The 18029-nt window shown below is 46.1% G+C and carries 19 protein-coding genes and 1 other annotated feature; of the genes, 3 read left to right on the top strand and 16 right to left on the bottom strand.

Annotation, left to right across the window (positions count from 1 at the left end; translation table 11 throughout):
* Positions 1-23 precede the first annotated feature (23 nt).
* From C1A10_RS06125 to pheS, 9 genes are all read right to left on the bottom strand, one after another.
* Positions 24-623: a TIGR04100 family radical SAM protein gene (locus tag C1A10_RS06125; RefSeq protein WP_101909411.1), complete on the bottom strand. Its 600-nt coding sequence runs from the start codon at positions 621-623 to the stop codon at positions 24-26.
* A gap of 15 nt (positions 624-638) precedes the next feature.
* Positions 639-1151 carry a TIGR04002 family protein gene (locus tag C1A10_RS06130; protein WP_101909412.1) on the bottom strand — a complete coding sequence of 171 codons (513 nt, stop codon included), beginning with the start codon at positions 1149-1151 and terminating at the stop codon, positions 639-641.
* Positions 1138-1971, bottom strand: coding sequence for a bifunctional hydroxymethylpyrimidine kinase/phosphomethylpyrimidine kinase (locus C1A10_RS06135; protein ID WP_101909413.1), 834 nt, complete (start codon positions 1969-1971; stop codon positions 1138-1140). Before C1A10_RS06135 ends, C1A10_RS06130 begins: the two co-directional genes overlap by 14 nt.
* Before the next feature lie 437 nt (positions 1972-2408).
* On the bottom strand, positions 2409-2948 hold the full coding sequence (locus tag C1A10_RS06140; RefSeq protein ID WP_101909414.1) for a hypothetical protein: 540 nt from the start codon (positions 2946-2948) through the stop codon (positions 2409-2411).
* A gap of 351 nt (positions 2949-3299) precedes the next feature.
* Positions 3300-3707, bottom strand: a complete 408-nt coding sequence (locus tag C1A10_RS06145; RefSeq protein ID WP_101909415.1) for a bacteriohemerythrin — start codon at positions 3705-3707, stop codon at positions 3300-3302.
* Positions 3708-3846: 139 nt separating this feature from the next.
* Positions 3847-4581: an elongation factor P 5-aminopentanone reductase gene (gene ymfI / locus C1A10_RS06150; RefSeq protein ID WP_101909416.1), complete on the bottom strand. Its 735-nt coding sequence runs from the start codon at positions 4579-4581 to the stop codon at positions 3847-3849.
* 59 nt (positions 4582-4640) lie between these two features.
* Positions 4641-4886, bottom strand: coding sequence for an IreB family regulatory phosphoprotein (locus tag C1A10_RS06155; RefSeq protein WP_101909417.1), 246 nt, complete (start codon positions 4884-4886; stop codon positions 4641-4643).
* A gap of 156 nt (positions 4887-5042) precedes the next feature.
* Complete coding sequence (pheT, locus tag C1A10_RS06160; RefSeq protein ID WP_101909418.1) at positions 5043-7424, bottom strand: phenylalanine--tRNA ligase subunit beta; 2382 nt, start codon at positions 7422-7424, stop codon at positions 5043-5045.
* Between the two features lie 34 nt (positions 7425-7458).
* Positions 7459-8478 (bottom strand): phenylalanine--tRNA ligase subunit alpha, encoded by a 1020-nt coding sequence (pheS, locus tag C1A10_RS06165; RefSeq protein WP_101909419.1) that lies wholly within the window; start codon positions 8476-8478, stop codon positions 7459-7461.
* Positions 8479-8546: 68 nt separating this feature from the next.
* Positions 8547-8771 (bottom strand) — a binding site (T-box leader).
* Between the two features lie 149 nt (positions 8772-8920).
* Between pheS and C1A10_RS06170 the strand changes: the two genes are divergently transcribed.
* Together C1A10_RS06170 and galU are read left to right on the top strand one after the other, a co-directional pair.
* Positions 8921-9916, top strand: a complete 996-nt coding sequence (locus C1A10_RS06170) for an RING finger protein (protein ID WP_180951019.1) — start codon at positions 8921-8923, stop codon at positions 9914-9916.
* Positions 9917-9948: 32 nt separating this feature from the next.
* Positions 9949-10818 (top strand): UTP--glucose-1-phosphate uridylyltransferase GalU, encoded by an 870-nt coding sequence (gene galU, locus C1A10_RS06175; protein WP_101909421.1) that lies wholly within the window; start codon positions 9949-9951, stop codon positions 10816-10818.
* A gap of 576 nt (positions 10819-11394) precedes the next feature.
* On the opposite strand, the gene C1A10_RS06185 is transcribed toward galU, so the two are convergent.
* Both C1A10_RS06185 and C1A10_RS06190 read right to left on the bottom strand, forming a co-directional pair.
* Positions 11395-12015 (bottom strand): hypothetical protein, encoded by a 621-nt coding sequence (locus tag C1A10_RS06185; RefSeq protein WP_101909423.1) that lies wholly within the window; start codon positions 12013-12015, stop codon positions 11395-11397.
* A gap of 48 nt (positions 12016-12063) precedes the next feature.
* A complete protein-coding gene (locus C1A10_RS06190) occupies positions 12064-12642 on the bottom strand; it encodes a hypothetical protein (protein WP_101909424.1) in 579 nt (192 codons plus the stop codon).
* Positions 12643-13062: 420 nt separating this feature from the next.
* On the opposite strand from C1A10_RS06190, the gene C1A10_RS18200 reads away from it, so the two are divergent.
* Positions 13063-13362: a hypothetical protein gene (locus C1A10_RS18200; RefSeq protein WP_145997703.1), complete on the top strand. Its 300-nt coding sequence runs from the start codon at positions 13063-13065 to the stop codon at positions 13360-13362.
* Here the strand turns inward: C1A10_RS18200 and C1A10_RS06200 are convergent.
* The 5 genes from C1A10_RS06200 to C1A10_RS06230 all read right to left on the bottom strand — a co-directional run bounded on the left by C1A10_RS06200 (position 13325) and on the right by C1A10_RS06230 (position 17994).
* A complete protein-coding gene (locus C1A10_RS06200; protein ID WP_101909426.1) occupies positions 13325-14179 on the bottom strand; it encodes a TraX family protein in 855 nt (284 codons plus the stop codon). The two genes, C1A10_RS18200 and C1A10_RS06200, sit on opposite strands and share 38 nt — an antisense overlap.
* Positions 14180-14259: 80 nt before the next feature.
* A complete protein-coding gene (locus C1A10_RS06205; protein ID WP_101909427.1) occupies positions 14260-14727 on the bottom strand; it encodes a hypothetical protein in 468 nt (155 codons plus the stop codon).
* 242 nt (positions 14728-14969) lie between these two features.
* Positions 14970-15800 carry a hypothetical protein gene (locus C1A10_RS06210; protein ID WP_101909428.1) on the bottom strand — a complete coding sequence of 277 codons (831 nt, stop codon included), beginning with the start codon at positions 15798-15800 and terminating at the stop codon, positions 14970-14972.
* 718 nt (positions 15801-16518) lie between these two features.
* Complete coding sequence (locus C1A10_RS06225) at positions 16519-17157, bottom strand: hypothetical protein (protein ID WP_101909431.1); 639 nt, start codon at positions 17155-17157, stop codon at positions 16519-16521.
* 15 nt (positions 17158-17172) lie between these two features.
* Positions 17173-17994: a hypothetical protein gene (locus C1A10_RS06230; RefSeq protein ID WP_145997704.1), complete on the bottom strand. Its 822-nt coding sequence runs from the start codon at positions 17992-17994 to the stop codon at positions 17173-17175.
* Positions 17995-18029 lie beyond the last annotated feature (35 nt).

Genomic DNA, 18029 nt, shown 5'->3' on the forward strand with positions numbered 1-18029 from the left:
ACAGGGCGGTTCCCGTTTTACGCTTATAGTTTTTCCCTAACCCGAAGCGGAATTCCAAGTCCGGATGCAAGTTGCCTGCAAGCGGCAATCTCTTCTTCTGATAGAATATCTACCACGGTGAACATCACATGGGGGACATACGATTTACAGCTTACCGCAAATTGCAGCATCGAATCAAATGCCGGAAGCCCGTAAATACTTTGCACGACCTCATGATAACGCTGACGGTTGGGAGCATTCAGGCTAATGGAAACCGTATCGACCAATCCTTCCAGCAGCGGGGCTGTCGGCTTTTTGTGGATCAGGTCGGCGAGCCCGTTGGTATTTACGCGAATGGGAAGGCTGCTGATCGCCCGGATGCGGCGGCAGACTTCCAGAAGCACGTCGAGCTGCTCCATAGGTTCGCCATAGCCGCAAAAGACGATTTCCCGGTAACTGCCAAGGTCATAAGAAGCAAGGGCCTCCAGCACTTCATCAGTTGTCGGCTCTTTTTTGAGCCACAGGCTGCCTGAATCGCCTACTGTATCCTGCTCCTGCCGGATGCAGAAGACGCAGCGGCAGGGACAGCGGTTTGTCAGGTTCAGATAGATACCGTCGCCAACGGTATAGGCAATTTGATTCATAAAGGCTCCTTCTCTCTAAATAATCAGTTTGGATTTGATTTTTACCCGGTCAAGCAGATACCCACACAATACATAACAGAGGGAACTGCCTGCGGACTGCAACAGGGAAACAGGAATCTGCACCAGCCCGCCGGCGGCATCACCGGTCAGCAGTACCCCGGCTATATAATATCCAACGACCGTAATGACGCAGGAAAGAACAAGCGCGATAGAATTGCGCGTGCAAAGGATTGTTTTGCGGCGGCTTGTAAAGGATAGCGCGACGAGACTTTTTATGATCAGGGTTGCCGGCAGCCAGACAATCGCCCCGGGGGTGAGCACATCGGACAGGCCCGCGCCGATTGCACCCGCGGCGACGGCATAAGGGGCGGGAAGCATGCTGCCTGCCAGATAAATAAAAGCGTCGCCGAAATGCAGGTATCCTCCGTTGGGGCCTGCCGGGATATGAAAAAAATAGGCGGTGGTAAGATAGATGATTGCGGCGAAAAGGCCCGCCAGGCATAATTTTTTCGTCTTATTCAGATACATTTGGCACCAGCCTCCATAAGTATTGTTCAAACGGAATTCCTTCACGCGGGTCATTTTCGGAACTTAAATTTCCGAGAGCAAGTGAGATGAAATCTGCCGCCAGTTTGACGGCATCTGTCAAAGACATGCCGCGCATGACGGCACCGCAGAGAACGGATGCAAAGATATCACCGGTTCCGGAATAGCCAATACCTGTATCGGGATAGTTCAGCCGATAAACCGCCTGATGCTCAAGATCGATATGCAGAATTTGCGCCAGCTCTTTGCTTCTGCATCCGGTGACAATGATCTGCTTTAAAGTCTCGGAGGCGATTCCAGACGCAATCTTCAGAAAATTCTGATCGGACAGCTTGCTCCAGTCTGTATCAGGCGGCAGATCGGACAGCAAAAAAAGTTCGGTCGGGTTGGGCGTAATCAGGTGCGCGTGTGCCATCAGTCGCTTCATTTCACGGACATAGTTTTGGTCAAAACAGGAATACAACTCTCCCTCATCCCCCATAACAGGGTCAACCAAAACAAATGCGTCGGGGTATTGGCTGATTAGTAGCTTGGCAATCATGGCAGGCTGGGCACCGCTGCCAAAAAAACCCGTGTAGATTGCGTCCGGACGCAGATTGCGCCGCTTCCAATGTTCCAGATAGGCCGGGACTTCGCCGGTTAAATCCAGATAAGAATAATCTCCGAAGCCGGTCTGATTAGAAAGGATTGCGGTAGACAGCGGAAGACAGTGATGCCCCATTGCCGACAGGATGGAGATTGCGGCGTTCAGTGAGCATCTGCCGATCCCGGAAAGGTCATGTACCGTCACAATACGCGGCATAGGTCACCTATTCTTTCTCATCATATTAAATCCAGTATAAATTGGAGGAGAACGGTTTGCAAATTGGCAGGCCGCTTTCTTTCAAACTTAAAATTTGTGATTTATCACAAATTTGATGCGATCATATTAAAAATAAATTGTAGTTATCACAATGAAACTGTCACGCCAGTTTAACCGGTTCGAAGCGAAATAAAAGCCTGATAAAATGAAAGGTTTGCACAAACCAGTTTTTTATTCATTTTATTAAAAATAAAGAATAGGACGTACGCCGCATATTTGCTCACAAAATAAAAAGCAACGCCGATTGCAGTCGGCGCTGCTTTCTTGCAGCTTTAGGCGCCACAGGATGGTGACGCGGTTAAGAATTTTGAATGTCAGATTATATTGGGAGAGAGTTTGTTTCAGTCATGGAACGATTTACTTCTTTTCTTATATACTTACTGCACGGAAAACGATACATCATCGAAGTCGACAAATTCTGTGGGACCGCCGGTGGTGACAGTAATATCAATTCTTGCCGCAGTCGTATTGCATGGAGCGACAGTCGTGATGATCTGATAAAAGCTGAATCCGGCAGTGGCAGGCAGGAATCCGGCAGGCACGGTGATAGCCCCGCCAAAAGCGTCTCCGTTCGGAGTTACAAAATGGACGGAAGCCGTGAACCCGGCGGTTGGAGCAAGCCCTTCCGCACGTGCGAACAGGGAAAGCACATAGGCCCGCCCGCCCGCTACATTCGGGATAAGTTGTGTCAGGTTCGCCCCGTTTTGGAGCGTGACGGAAGAAGTACCGGAGTGTACGCGCCCGGGCGTTGTATTCTGAGCTACCAGGGTGGGCGTTGTTGTGGTCCAGCCCGTAGGAACGGTTCCTGTAAAAGATTCCATCCCGCCGTTTACGACCAGCTCACCGCATCTGACAGGAACGATCGGCTCCGGAATGGGGCAGCAGCGGGAGGATGCGTTTGTGCAACATAAAGACATTCTTATACCTCCTTATGAGATTCATTACATGTTCTTTTCATTCAGACAGAGGAACGTTATCTATCCAAAACATCTTATGCCAGAAACTTGATATGCGTTCAGGTTCCCGGCCGCCCGGGGGCGCCGTTTGCCTGCGGCATGAATAGCAAAATAAAAAAGGAGACCGCAGTGGCTGCGGTCTCCTGACTGTGAAGAACGTTGCGTCAATATTTACCGGTCAATGGATAATGGGGTTCCGGAATGGCCTTGGCTTTCTGGTTACTGACTGTGAAAACAGAAAGACGGTCCCTTTTTCTCTGTTTCCCCGTATCAATAAGACGTCAATATAAGGCCGTATTTACCATGAAGAGGCTATGCCCCTTTTGTTCTCAGATGCATTGCAACTTTGACGTCCTCTTTTTTGATGTGATTAATCAGCCATGATGCAATAACGCTGTTCACTTTGGCCACCAGCTGAATGGTTGCACCTTCTTTATCAAATTCCGCCTGAATTTGCTTCACCGATTGTTTAAAGTCTTCATGATACTGCTTGTGCTGAGCATAGCCCGGATAGCCGTACTTTTTCTGAAGCGTTTCCTCATCGCCAAAATGGCGTGTTATGTAATCGCTCAGAAATTTCAGGGTATTTCCGATTTCGGACCGGCCTTTTCCCTTTGCACAGGATTCCAACAGATCATTGATTGCCTGAATCAATGCCTGATGCTGCTTGTCAATCGCGGTATTCCCGGTTTCCAAGTCTTTTGTCCATGCGTACGCCAAGTTGATCAACTCCTGCTCTATTATATATTATTGAATACCGATCACAATACAAAAACGAATAGGATCATCCTTCGGGCCGCAGTTTCATTTATGATTATGATTAATATACCTTTTTTGTAGAATTTTGTCAATCGGTTTGTCAGATCACAATGCCGCCGTTAGGGCTGATTACCTGCCCGGTGATGAAATCACCCTGTTCCGAAGCAAGGAACAGAATCAACCCCGCAATATCTGCCGGGCTGCCAATCATGCCCAAAGGGGTTTCTTCACACAGCGCGTCTACGGCAGCCTGATCCAACTGAGCGTTCATTTCAGTAGAAACTGCGCCCGGAGCAACACAGTTGACCGTAATTTTTGACGGCCCGAGCTCTTTTGCGAGCGCTTTGGTAAACCCGATTACCGCAGCCTTGGATGCGGAGTAATGCACCTCGCAGGAAGCGCCTGAAATGCCCCAGATGGACGAGAGATTGATGATTTTACCCGATCTGCGGCGAATCATCTGTGGAAGCACCGCCTGGGCGGTATAAAACATCCCGTCCATATTGACAGCGAACATCCGCCGCCATTCGTCGCCGGTGATATCGGTAAACAGCTTTTGCTGGGCGATACCCGCGTTGTTGACAAGCACATCGATCTGGCCGAAACGCGCAGTAACCTGACGCACCATGGCGTCCACCTGAATCCGGTCTGAAACATCCGCGCAGAAAACAGCGCAGTCCGCCCCCGTATTTTCCAGCTCTTTTTGCAGGGTTTGGGCTGCCTCGCGGTGAGTATAATAGTTGATGGCCACACGATATCCCGCGTACGCAAACTGTGTTGCGGTTTTGGCCCCGATGCCGCGGGATGCGCCGGTAATCAAAACGGTTTTTGACATGATGAAGCCTCCCAAAAATAAAAAGCTCCCGCCGAACGACGGGAGCGGAGCAAAACCAATTAATCGTCCAGATAATTTTTGACGAGCAGCTGCAGCAATTCATCGCGATCAATTTTTCTGATCAGTGCTCTGGCGTTGTTATGCGTTGTAATATAGGTCGGGTCTTCTGAAAGGATGTAACCCACGATTTGATTGATTGGGTTATACCCTTTCTGACGGAGCGCGTCATAAACCGTTGTCAGGATTTCCTTGAGCTGCTGCTCCTTGTCCTCATGAATCGAAAACGATATGGTTGGCTCGTGCATTACATCACCCCTTTTCTTTTCTCTATTTTACAACATATTTCGCTAGGAGGCAAGGATAATCAGAAAATTTATCTTCTGAAATAGTCTATGATATTCAAAGCCGGAATATACGTTTAGCGGGAGCCGGCTGGATAGCCGGCTCCCGCATGCAGTTTGTCAGGAACGGATTTCGGCACCGATGGATTTGAGCGCTTTCAGCGCACGCTTCACTGCGGCGTCGGCCTCCTCGTCAGTCAGGGTGCGGTCCGCGGCACGAAGCACCAGATTGTAGGCGACGCTTTTTTTGCCGGTTTCTACCTGCGCGCCGCGATAAACGTCAAACAACCTGATCTCTTCGAGGATGGCGCCAACCGCTGTTTTGATCGTTTTCTGCAGTTCCGCGACCGGAAGCGCGTCGTCGCAGAGCAGCGCCAAATCACGGGTTGAAGCGGGGAACTTGGGCAGCGGGCGGTACCCCTTTTCCGGTGTGATAGTTTGGAACATCGCCTTCATATCCAGGCAGGCAACATACGCCCTCGTCCCGACTGCGTAGTTTTCAAGAACGGTGGGATGGATTTCTCCGATTTCGCCGAGCGACGTCCCTCCAATACGGATTGCCGCGCACCGTCCGGGATGGAAGGTCGGATGGTCTTTTTTGGCTGTGAATTCGCAGCCTTCGATACCAAGCACCTCCAGAAGCATTTCCACGATGCCCTTCAGGCTGAAGAAGTCATGCTCTTCGCCATACATTCCCATGACGACCATCGGATTTTCTTCCGGAAGCGGTTCTCCGCTTTTGGGGATATAAACGTTCCCGATTTCATAAAGAGCAGCCGCTTTGTTCCGGTTGTTATAGTTGCGGGAAAGCACCTCGAGCATGGACGGGACAATTGTCGTGCGCATTACGCTGGTATCTTCGCCGAGCGGGTTGCTGATGACTACACAATTTCGGTACGAGCTGTCCGCGGGCAGGTTGATTTTGTCATAATACTTCGGGCTGATAAACGAATAGGTCGAAACCTCATAAAGCCCCTGCGCCTGGAGTATGCGGTTGATGCTGCGCTCAAACTTCTGCTCCGGGGTATATTTTCCGTTGGCGACGCCGCGAATCGCGGTAACCGGTATTTTATCGTAACCATAGAATCGCGCGATTTCTTCGGAAATATCAGCCTTGTGCTCCAGATCGCTGCGGAAGGAGGGCGGAATGACATCGTCTCCATCAATTTTGCATTCCAGCCGGGTGAGGATACGGTGCATTTCTTCGACCGGCACATCAATCCCGATAAAACGGTTGATCCAATCCGGTTCCAGGGGAATGCGGCGTTCCTGACGGCTGGAATGGTCGACATCGATCATCCCGCCGACGACTTCACCGGCTTCCAGCAGTTCCACCAGTTCACAGGCGCGTTCCACGGCGGGAATACAGGTTTCCGGGTCGAGCTGTTTTTCAAAACGTCCGGACGCTTCCGTGCGCATGCCGAGCTTTTTGGCGGTAGTCCGAACGGATGAGCCATTGAAGCAGGCGGATTCAAACACGATGGTATTGGTGTCGTCGGCAATTCCGCTGTATTCGCCGCCCATGACGCCCGCGACCGCAGAGGGCTTCTTTACGTCTGCGATTACCAGCATGTCGGGTGTCAGGGTACGCTGAACCCCATCGAGCGTTTCCAGCGTTTCACCCTCGTGCGCGCGGCGTACAATGATCTTCCCGCCATCTACAAATTTGTAATCGAATGCATGCATCGGCTGGCCGTATTCCAGCATGACATAGTTGGTGATGTCGACGATATTGTTGATTGGGCGGACACCGGAGGCACGCAGGCGTTCCCGCATCCAGCGGGGCGACGGGCCGATCTTGATATTTTTCACCATACGGGCCACATACCGCGGGCAAAGGTCCGGCGCGGTGACATCCACTCCCAGCAGAGAATGGATGTCACCCTCTGTTTTGCGAATGACAGGCGCTTTGATGTTCAGCGGACGGTCGAATGTAATTGCCGCTTCCCGCGCAAGCCCTGTCACAGAGAGACAGTCCGGGCGGTTGGAGGTAATTTCGAATTCCACGCAGATGTCGTCCAACCCGATGGCGGACTGGATGTCCTGACCCGGCTTCAGGTCCGGTTCCTGAATGATAAAAATGCCGTCCTCAATCGCATAGGGGAAATCATGGACGGTCAGCCCGAGTTCACTCAGGGAACAGAGCATGCCGTTGGATTCCACCCCGCGCAGTTTTCCTTTTTTAATGTGCTTTCCGCCGGGCAGGTCGGAATCGTGAAGCGCCGCCGGGACAAAATCACCGGCATGGACATTCTGCGCGCCGGTAACAATCTGGACGTTTTCACCGGTGCCGACGTCTATCTGGCAGATAAACATGTGGTCTGAGTCGGGATGGCGTACAATTTCCGCCACTTTGCCGACGACCACATTGCGGATTTCGCTGCCTTCCTGTTCCCAGCCCTCTACTTTGGAACCGGACATCGTCATTGCTTCCGCGAATTCACGCGGGGTTACATGCCCGACGTCCACATAGTCGGACAGCCATTTCATTGATAAATTCATGTTGCAAACCTCCGTACACTATTTTCAGCAGCGATTAAAACTGATCCAGGAAACGAACGTCGTTTTCATAGAACAGACGCAGGTCGTCAATGTTGTAACGGCGCATGACGATTCGTTCCAAACCGATTCCGAAAGCAAAACCGCTGTATTCTTCGGGGTCGATGCCGCAGATGGAGAGAACATTGGGGTGCACCATGCCGCAGCCGAGAACTTCGATCCATCCTTCTCCCTTGCAAAGGCGGCAGCCTTCGCCGTGACAGGAAAAGCACTGCACATCCAGTTCGGCGGAAGGTTCGGTGAACGGGAAGTGGTGCGGACGGAAGCGGACAACAGATTCTTCCCCGTAAAGGCGCTTGACAAACATTTCAAGCGTCCCCTTCAGATCGGCCATGGTAACATCTTTGTCGACTACAAGGCCCTCGATCTGGTGGAACAGCGGGGAATGGGTGGCGTCAACCGCGTCCGAGCGGTAAACCCGGCCCGGCGCGATAATCCGGATCGGCGGCTTCTGCTTTTCCATTGTACGCACCTGGACAGGCGAGGTCTGGGTACGCAGAACCACATTATCCGAAATGTAGAAGGTGTCCTGTGTATCACGTGCAGGGTGGTTTTTGGGGATATTCAGGGCTTCAAAGTTGTAATAATCCAGTTCCACCTCGGGGCCTTCCGCAATGGAAAATCCCATCCCAAGGAAAATCTCTTTCACTTCGTCCAGAACCTTTGTCAGAGGATGCGCTTTTCCGAGCGGCATCGCTTTTCCGGGCATTGTGACATCCAGATGCTCCGATTCCAGCTTCTTTTGCTGGACCGCAAGTTTGATTTCCGCGGCTTTTTGATCAATCAGCTGTTCAATTGCGGTACGCACTTCGTTTGCGAGCTGGCCGACCTTGGGCCTTTCCTCAGCGGAAAGCGAACCCATCTGCTTTAAGATCGCGGTCAGTTCCCCCTTTTTGCCAAGATATCTGACACGCAGTTCCTCCAGCAGCTTGGGGTCGCTGACAGCCGCCAACGACTGGGCGGCCTGCTCCTGAATTGTTTTCAGCGCGTTTAACATGTTTGTCATCATCCTTTATCGCATATTTTTCCGGATAATCTGCATAAACTAAAAAAGCTACCCGCCCCAAAAGGGACGAATAGCATAACAGCATCCGTGGTACCACCCAAATTTCCGGCAAAGCCGGACACTTTCGCGCCGTTTAACGAGGCGAACCGTCACCGCCTACTCCAATTTCAGCAGCGCCGCTCACGGGTGAACTTCACAAGCATTCGCCGCAGCCTGCTTTCAGCCGGTGACAGGCCTCTCTGATGCGGTTAGGGACATGCTACTCTCCCGATCTGTGCGTTTTTCAAATTTAATATTAACATATGGTTGAAAAAAATGCAAGCGGGAATCAATTGTGATGGAAAGTTCATAATTACGCCCTTGAATTTTTTGGCAAACGCTGTATTATAAACTGATAGAAGTATGCTTAAGCATGAATTCGGGAGTTGATCTTTTGGCAAACTATGTAGGCGTGCATTGCCCTGTCTGCGACAAACGTTTTGCGGATGGCGATGACATTGTAGTATGCCCCATCTGCGGGGCTCCGCATCATCGGGAATGTTATCAGAAAACCGGACACTGCGCTCTGGAAGAACTGCATCTGAAAGGGCATACATGGCAGGCTTCTGAAAAACAGGCGCAGACGGATGGGAACGGAGCGCCAGGGGAGGCCGTCTGCCCGGCCTGCGGTGCTCACAATCCCCGAAGCGGTATCTTCTGCCAGGTGTGCGGCGCTCCTTTGGGACATGGCGGCGAGGGAAGAATGGCCAACCCTTACGGAAACCCGTTTGCGAAAGGGAACGCAGCGTCCGGTACGGCCTATACGGCGGCTTTCGGCGGGCTGTCCCCCGATGAGGAAATCGAAGAGGAGAGTGCGCGGGATATTGCGCTTTTTATCGGCAACAACTCTTACTATTTTCTTCCCCGCTTTAAGCTGCTCAGCAGACACGGCGGCATCACCTTTAACTGGGCGGCGCTGCTGTTTCATGCATTTTATTTCTTATATCGAAAAATGTATCTGGCCGGGGCGTGCATTTTTGGCGTCTTGCTGCTCACCTATATTCCGGAATTTATGACATTGAAGGAACAGACTTTTTATCTGATGCAGAATATGGCCGACCTGTTTAACGGAAACCCCGTGGCGGAGTTTGTCCCCACGGAACATCTGTGGGCATACAAGGTGGTTCCTGTCATCACGTCGCTGCGCATTATGATGATGGCCGTGCTTTCAATGTTTGCAAACCGGATTTATATGAGGCATGTTCTGACCCGCGTGCGCCAGATCAGAGAACATTTTTCAGATGAGTCCGGCAGGATCAATGACGGGCCTTATGTGAAAGAACTTTCCAGTCAGGGAAGAACGATGGGTGCCGGCTGGATGGTGTTACTTGTTGTAACTTATTTCATCGTTTCCACGGCGATTAAGATGCTGTTTGTCCTGCTTGGATGATGATTTCAAGTCAGAAATATGGAGGATTTCCAATGAAGGTACGCAAAGCAGTTATTCCGGCGGCGGGTTTGGGCACTCGTGTGCTGCCCGCTTCCAAAGCGGTTCCCAAAGAGATGCTTCCCATTGTGGATAAGCCTGCGATCCAATATATTGTGGAAGAGGCGGTTGCGAGCGGGATAGAGGATATTTTAATCATCACCAACCGCGGCAAGTCCCTGATCGAAGACCATTTTGACCATGCCCCGGAGCTGGAAGAAAAGCTGCTTTCCTCCGGCAAGCAGAAACTGTATGACGATGTGGTTTCACTGGCACATCTCGCGAATATCCAGTACGTCCGGCAGAAAGAAACACGCGGCCTGGGCCATGCGGTCTGGTGCGCAAAATCGTTTGTAGGGAACGAGCCGTTCGCGGTTCTTTACGGCGACGATGTCATTATTTCCAAAACGCCGGCAACCGGTGAACTGATCGGCGTCTATGAAAAGTACGGCAAGAGCGTGGTCGGCATCAAGCCGGTGGCAACGGAGCTGCTTCCAAGCTACTGCACGCTGGGCGTAAAGCCGGTGGAAGGCAAAACTTATGATGTGTTCGATATGATTGAAAAACCGCTCCCGGAGGAGATCATCTCCAATTTCGCGATTTTGGGACGCTGTGTTCTGACACCGGATATTTTTGAACTGATTGAGAAAACACCGCCCTCCCGGAACGGGGAAGTGCAGCTCACCGACGCCATGCGGGAGATTGCCCACCGCGGCGGCATGATGGGGATTGAGTATACGGGCACCCGCTATGACATGGGCAATAAGCTGGGCATTTTGCAGGCGATTGTAGAGGTCGGGCTGGAACATCCCGAAATTGGGGGTGCCTTCCGCGAGTACCTCAAATCCATGGCTGCGACACTGTAAATAAAACAATAGGAAACAGCCACCGCAGCAAAATCCGCTGCGGTGGCTGTTATTGTCATTGCTTCTATCTAGGGTTTGGTTCACAGAAGGCCGCTGCAAAATTAACGCCGCCATATAGCAGCAGGAAATAATCGGCTTTCTTAAAATAGGCCATCATAAAGCCGGGAAGCTTTTGATTAAATATGATAAATCCCAAAAAGCAAAGGATGCAGGCCAGTGAGAGTATCAGATAAAAGGGATGAGGCCGTTTTGCTTTGAACAGGCCGCCGCGATGAATGACAGAGAAAAAGATGCCCCAAAGGAACGCGAATAGGTAAATCAGAACGAGCCCCAACAGGGGAGTTTTGAAATAATATTTCTGTATCCTGTCATAATGGGCGGAAACGATAAAATATAAAACAGAAAAGCCGAGGAACAAAAGAAGTTCGAGCAGTGGCCTCAAATACTTTTTACGCCAAAAAATCATAGTTTAAAAAATCATCTCCTTTTGAAAATAAAATGATAGACGGAGTTTCACCGTCTATCATTTCATAGGTTATATTGATTCTACTTAGGATATGACGCTCAAGTGTGAACTTAATTTGCTTTTACATGATCAGATGCAATATAGGTATCTGCGATCTTAGATATTTCAACTTGGAAGTCATTTCTTGTATCGTCATTCCACTCACTTATGCTGTTTTCTTTTGCAAATTTCGCTTTTTGTGAACTCACATATTTATTGGTTATCATTTCTTTTTTTAAATTATCAAACTGTGAATCCCAATATTCATCTATGGTCATTCCCATACCCTCAAAATAAGCATTCACATCCTCAGGGTTTAAATCAACTGTGTGATAATCATTTTTTTGTTTTTCAATCATAGCATATACTTCATCATCTGTTACGTTATATCCTGCGGCCAAAGCCTTTTGGTATAAAGCCTCTCGATGAAGCAGATATTCTTTAGCACGCTCTTCAGCGTTATCATTTCCTGTTAACTTATTTCTTTCCGCTACTTGCTGTAATTCACCTTCAAAAACAGAAATAGAATCGCCATGAAGAATAATTTTACCTTTTTCTGAATCAGTTAAAGGACGCTCACATTGCCCAATTTTTTTAATTAAATCTAGGTTATCTGAGTTATTTTCAGCATATACAGATGGCATACAAAGACATACAATAAATATTATAATTATAAGAACAAATTTTTTCATGATATTTCTCCGTTTAAATCTACTGGGAATTGCTGTTTGTTGCGGGAATTAATTTGGAATGGATTCTCTCATAGGCGACAACACGTTAGACAGCCGTTTTAAGGACTCGATATGGGCGTCCAACACTGCATCATAGTGTTCGCCATATTTTTGTGTGACGGCTTGTTGGAGCCTCAGTTCGTAATCCAGAACAGATTGTATCGTCCCATAAAGGTCATCATTCGGGTTCAGATCAATCGGTAGCTGGAGATCCTGATAAGCGATTGCCGTAAAAGCGTTTTCTGCGTCCTCGCCTGTCAGAAGCCCTTTTTGCACAAGGGAATTTAAGAACAGGCGCTGTGCACGTTCTGACTTTCCCAAAGACTGATATGTTTTCGCCAGCTCATCCAACTCTTCAAATGTGACTGTCCGAACCGGTTTAGTATTGCCAAACGCTTGTTTTTCCATGTCGTACAAGGTACGAATACTATAATCCGATTGTAATCCGCTGTTGCTGGTGGATGATTCCACCGACTGATTGTGCTCTGCTTCATTTTGCAGAGAAAATATGATGTTTTTAACGGATGGTACAGATGCCCGGCCTGTGTTATAAGTAGGGACTGTTTGTCTGATTCCAGTGACTGACATAAGAGACATCCTTTCTAATGTATCAATTCAGTTTTATGAATCTATGGATACGTGATTTTGCTTTCTGTGCGCTTGACAAGCAGCAAGCAGACAAATGATTATAATATTGAACTGATTCCAAATCTGAAAAGACCGATTCAAGGGGAACAGCGGGTACATGAACACGTATATTGTACCAATCGACAAGTACAGGTTATAGGTAAACAATTGATTCAAGTTACCTATTTTCGATTTTTGTGTGATGTATAAAATAATTGCGGTAGAAACGAGCGGGAGTAAATATAAGAAAGGCTGAAGCACAACCGTTTCTTTGTCAAATAAGGACTGGCGCACAACAGCATAGTAAGCAGCGTTGCAGGATAGCAGTGTGCCTACAAACAGCACAAACGGTCGGAGCTTGCGGGATGGGTACAGGGAAGCGTGAAATACCGCAAGGAATACGGCGTTTACAACCAGAACGTTAAAAAAACCAATCCAGAAACCTCTCCATCCGTTTCCGTTAAAGCTCAGATAGATCATTTTCGCGTCGGAAAACAAAAAGAAAAAACACGCGAAAAGGCCTGCGGCACGGAAAAAAAGGGCGGTGGCTTTTCTTGCGGAAAATGGATGACTGACGAAAGAATGCAAAAAGCTGATAAAATCCATATGATGCTATCTCCCTTGGATAGAATTAATAGGTCAATTACTTACCAATTAAACTGCCTATGTAAAAAAGTATGATAATGTGAACAGGATAGAATATATAAAATATATATTTTAACTTTTTCCCTTGCTTTCCGTTATAAATAAGCAGAAAAGGTAAGGCGGCAATCATCATCCATTGAAAGTCTTTGTAAATTAACGAACCGCCTACATCCATTGGATTTATCCCAATTATTGTATCTAAAATATACTCCAGCATATCAGGCAATAAAGTAAATCCCAAATGATAAAATTTTCCTAAGACCACAGATATAAGATTCGTTGCTGTAGCTATAAAGTAAAACATGCAGAAAACAATGTACCCAATGATCAGAAGTTTGCGGTTATCTTTGGTAAGATAAAACAATACACCTAAAAAGGTAAAAATTATACCGCCTTCTAAGCAAAATATATTTCCAAATAATGCAGACAGAAAATAGGCATCAAATTCCTCTGATATAAATAATGCATTCAAAAATAAAATATTTATACTTATGCTGAAAACTTGCCATATGATATATGCAATCAATAATTTCTTGAAATTCCGGTCTTTATTTTTATAAGATTCCAGTAAAGAAAGCAGTACACATATAGAAAACAAAGTTCGAAAATAATTATTTTCAATGAAAATAAAGCACTGAATGATAGACATGACCAATCCAGCGATGTATAGTCTAAGAAGGTAGAATTTTTTGTTACTGGTATATGAATAGGCCAAAACTGAGCAGAACGTAAAAATTGGCGCAGCAAGTCGCCCGATCCAGCGCAAAAAAATGGGGGTATTCGGTATAAACAGGCCAATATGGTCTGCAAGCATGGTTAAGAGCGCAAATATTTTTAATGTTATGAATGACAATTCAAAACCCCCGAAAATGATTGGTGCCTCGAATAAGCCCCGAAAACGGATGTTTCGGGGCTTATGGAATTAGAAATCAGTTATTCTATATATCCGCTGAAATCCTGCGATGCCCCTGCGAAATATATATAGAATTTGGTTGAAGCCTTCATACCTGTAACGCTATAATCTGAAGTAGTGTTTGCTGCTAAAGTATTCGTCGAATATGTATGTGTACGAGTTTTTACTTTAACAGTGAGTTTATAGTTTGAGTTATTTGTTATATGAATGGTATAGCTATCTTTTCCGGTTAGCTTATATTCAGTATATAACGGTTGTTCATACGAGTTACCGGCAAAATCATAACGACCGTCATCTGAAATATCCCAAACCTTAGATGGAATGCCAGTGCCATTCGGACTGATATCTGAGGGTTCATAAGGAGAAACTCCAATGTTGGCTGAGTTAATATATTGACTGGAATCAGTGCTATTACTGGCCAATATAGGTATTGAATTCCCCATTATGATAAGAACGGTAGAAAGAATAATGGATAGTAATTTTTTCATACAGTATATCTCCTTAGTAAAATTCAATTATTTTCAACCGTTTGTACACGAACGTATTGAATCTTTTGCTTCTATAATTACGATAGTCCTGTTAACAAATAAATGCAACTCAATCAGGTAAAAAATAGCAAACGAAACAAAAACTTTGTGATAGAATTGTGACAGATTAAAAACAATTTTACTTTGTTTATCAATAAAGCCGTGCAGCTTTTTTAATTTAATAGTCCAATGGATCACCTCTTTTACTCTTCCAATGTTTTGTATTCAAACACACGATTTTTAAAATCTTTCTCCACGGTAATTTCCTTCTGTTCGCCGGTCATCACGTTGTAGATGTAGTTGAACCACATCGGATAATTCGGTGCGTTGTCGACATCTCCTGTGCGCTCATAGTATTCAAGCCATTCCGGATTGTCCTGCGTCCACCAAATTGCCACATTCGAAAGCGGCATCATCAGCCCGGTCAGGCGCTCGTCCTGATAGATTTGTTCCAACGTTTGGGAGGGCATGTGGTATCGGTAGATTGCATTCCCTATACGGAAAAAGATCAATACGTCGCCGACAAACAGATCCATAATCGGGTCAGTAAATTTCCCACCTACATCCAACAGCACCGTTCTTCCCGTTGTATCCGGATTGAACCTCAGAATCTGTCCCTGAACAGTGGCACAATAGGTTGTTTTGGTAGGATTATAAATACATGAAACCTGTTCCGGAAGGAGCAGCTCGTCGACGGCAGGGTTCCAATCAAGCGTTAAAGTCTTGTAAATATGCCCATCTTCCAAATAGCAATAATACCCTTCTTCATCGCTGTTGTAGCCGGGAGAAGTGTCCCATTTTCGTTCCACCGAAAAAAAATCTTCGTAACTCATTTCCTCACGGGAGATATCAGGTTCTTCTTTGTTTAAAGCTGCATCTACTTCTTTCTCGCTGGATGCTTCACTGCTTTGGTTGGCCACAGAGTTGCTTGCCTCGCTGGACGGCTCCACTTCGGGGTTACAGCCGGTCAATGAAAAGCATAGCAACAAAACACTTACAGAAAGCGCACATGTTAGCAGATATTTTAAGCACAATTTGATCATCTCCAAATAAATTTTGACTTATAATAGTCCAACGGATTCACTTCTTTCAGTTATTTTCAACCGTTTGTGCGCGAACGTATTGGATCCTTTTGTTTCCATATTTACGATAGACCTGATTCCAAATAAATGCAACCCAATCAGGTGAAAAATAGCAAACGAAACATAGGAAACAGCCACCGCAGCAAAATCCGCTGCGGTGGCTGTTGTTGTCATTGGCTCTTTTTAAGGGGTGGTTCACAGAAGGCCGCTGCAAAATTTGCCCCGCCATACAGCAGCAGGAAATAATCGGCTTTCTTAAAATAGGCCATCATAAAGCCGGGAAGCTTTTGATTAAATATGATAAATCCAAAAAAGCAAAGGATGCAGGCCAGTGAGAGCACTAAATAAACAGGATGGGGCCGTTTTGCTTTGAACAGACCGCCGCGATGAATGGCAGAGAAAAATACACCCCAAAGGAATGTGAATAGGTAAATCAGGACGAGCCCCAACAGGGGAGTTTTGAAGTAGTATTTCTGTATCCTGTCATAATGAGCAGAAACAATAAAATATAAGATGGAAAAGCCGAGGAAAAAAAGGACTTCGAGCAGTGGCCTCAAATACTTTTTACGCCAAGAAATCATAGTTTAGAAAATCCTCTCCTTTTGAAAAGCACTCAGCCGAAGAATTCTCTAACAAAGTTCTTCGGCTGAGCGGATATTAAGTTAAGTACTTAGGTTGGAGGATTCACCCCTTCAATATAGTCAAATAATGTGGCGAATTCATCATAGGTAAACTTCGTCAAAGTTACCTTATTATATTTAGTAGAATAGTTAGCATGATAAACAATAATGCCATCTGTATAAACAGAGGTACTTACAGTAATCATTGTGTGCATCTGTTTATCATCTTTAAAGCCAGTTATTCTAGTGCCATTTTTTAAAGATTTCAGTTTTCTTTCTGCCACATCTTTAGAAGGTATAGATGCAGTAAATGTAGTTCCAGATCTGTTATTCCACAGTGTATTATAGACATATCGGGCGAATCCAACACATTCATTGGAGCCATCCCAAATGCTATTGATCGGATAATTATAGAGGGGAATAGTATGACCGTTAATTGCATATTCTCCAGAGATATCACTATAATATGGACTTATTAAATTATTTGGTTCTATATCTTTTCCTAAAATCGGGACTCCCGCAGAGTTATATTTAACATTTTTCGGTAAGTTCTGAACATTTTTATATTCTAAGGACGGCCCATAACTACGAGAGGGATTTTCTGCGAAGGCAGGGATGCTTAATGTCGTAGATAGAATGCACATTGTTACAAAAGTTGCTAAACCAACTAGAGATTTTTTGATTTTCATTATTTTACCTCCTACTTATTCTTCTTCAATGGTGTATTTGAGAAACCCATCTGCGTCGTAATCGGAATCTTCAATTTCCCGTTTTTCGCCAGTCTTAGAATTATAAAAATAACTATCGCTTTGTCTTATTCCGGGAGGGGCATCTTCCCATAGCTTACCTGTCTTTAAAAATTCTTTCCATTCCTCTGTAAATACGGACCAGCGTATAGTATAGTTGGAAAGCGGCCGATAAGAGGAGATTTCTTCTGTTGATGAGATGAGTTCGTCTGCAACATCGGATTTTCTATGAAGCCGTAAAATTGTAAAATCTGAGTTTTCTCTCACAAAATAAATCAGTTCACGGCTTGCCAGAATGTGATCGATGGGATATGGATCTTCATAAATGAATTGCTGATTTTCCCCATTCTCATCCGTTTGAATGATTTTATGATGGTCTACAATAAATATAGGCTTCCCATATACTAATGTATAAGCGTTTACTGAACCCAAATGGTCAGAAATGATTGTTTGGTCTATCTGCTCATTGGTCAAACTAAATTTAAATCTGACAACGGAACCATCCTCTTTCACATCATAGAAATATTCGTCGTCTACTGTTCGCGACTCGTCTATCCATTTACGCTCTTTTGAAAAATATTCATCGTAATCCATTTCTTCAAGAGGCAAATCAGACTTTATTGAACTGGATATTTCACTGTTCTGGCTAATACTGCTTTCGCTGCTATTAGCAACTTCACTTTTGCCGCAGCCCGCTGATATGCAGCAGAAGAGGATACAGCTACAAAGCCGGAGGATCGCCTGTCGGTTAAATTGTTTTATTTTAACCACTACTTTCAAGTTTCAAAATCAATGATAGTTCTTTATTTGGATGA

It is taken from the genome of Marasmitruncus massiliensis, from assembly GCF_900186535.1.
Lineage (GTDB): Bacteria > Bacillota > Clostridia > Oscillospirales > Ruminococcaceae > Anaerotruncus > Anaerotruncus massiliensis_A.

Bases quoted from the DNA above. Each gene is read 5' to 3' on its own strand.
- C1A10_RS06125 (WP_101909411.1), bottom strand. From the start codon at position 623: ATGAATCAAATTGCCTATACCGTTGGCGACGGTATCTATCTGAACCTG.
- C1A10_RS06130 (WP_101909412.1), bottom strand. From the start codon at position 1,151: ATGTATCTGAATAAGACGAAAAAATTATGCCTGGCGGGCCTTTTCGCC.
- C1A10_RS06135 (WP_101909413.1), bottom strand. From the start codon at position 1,971: ATGCCGCGTATTGTGACGGTACATGACCTTTCCGGGATCGGCAGATGC.
- C1A10_RS06140 (WP_101909414.1), bottom strand. From the start codon at position 2,948: ATGTCTTTATGTTGCACAAACGCATCCTCCCGCTGCTGCCCCATTCCG.
- ymfI (WP_101909416.1), bottom strand. From the start codon at position 4,581: ATGTCAAAAACCGTTTTGATTACCGGCGCATCCCGCGGCATCGGGGCC.
- C1A10_RS06155 (WP_101909417.1), bottom strand. From the start codon at position 4,886: ATGCACGAGCCAACCATATCGTTTTCGATTCATGAGGACAAGGAGCAG.
- pheT (WP_101909418.1), bottom strand. From the start codon at position 7,424: ATGAATTTATCAATGAAATGGCTGTCCGACTATGTGGACGTCGGGCAT.
- pheS (WP_101909419.1), bottom strand. From the start codon at position 8,478: ATGTTAAACGCGCTGAAAACAATTCAGGAGCAGGCCGCCCAGTCGTTG.
- galU (WP_101909421.1), top strand. From the start codon at position 9,949: ATGAAGGTACGCAAAGCAGTTATTCCGGCGGCGGGTTTGGGCACTCGT.
- C1A10_RS06185 (WP_101909423.1), bottom strand. From the start codon at position 12,015: ATGAAAAAATTTGTTCTTATAATTATAATATTTATTGTATGTCTTTGT.
- C1A10_RS06190 (WP_101909424.1), bottom strand. From the start codon at position 12,642: ATGTCAGTCACTGGAATCAGACAAACAGTCCCTACTTATAACACAGGC.
- C1A10_RS06205 (WP_101909427.1), bottom strand. From the start codon at position 14,727: ATGAAAAAATTACTATCCATTATTCTTTCTACCGTTCTTATCATAATG.
- C1A10_RS06225 (WP_101909431.1), bottom strand. From the start codon at position 17,157: ATGAAAATCAAAAAATCTCTAGTTGGTTTAGCAACTTTTGTAACAATG.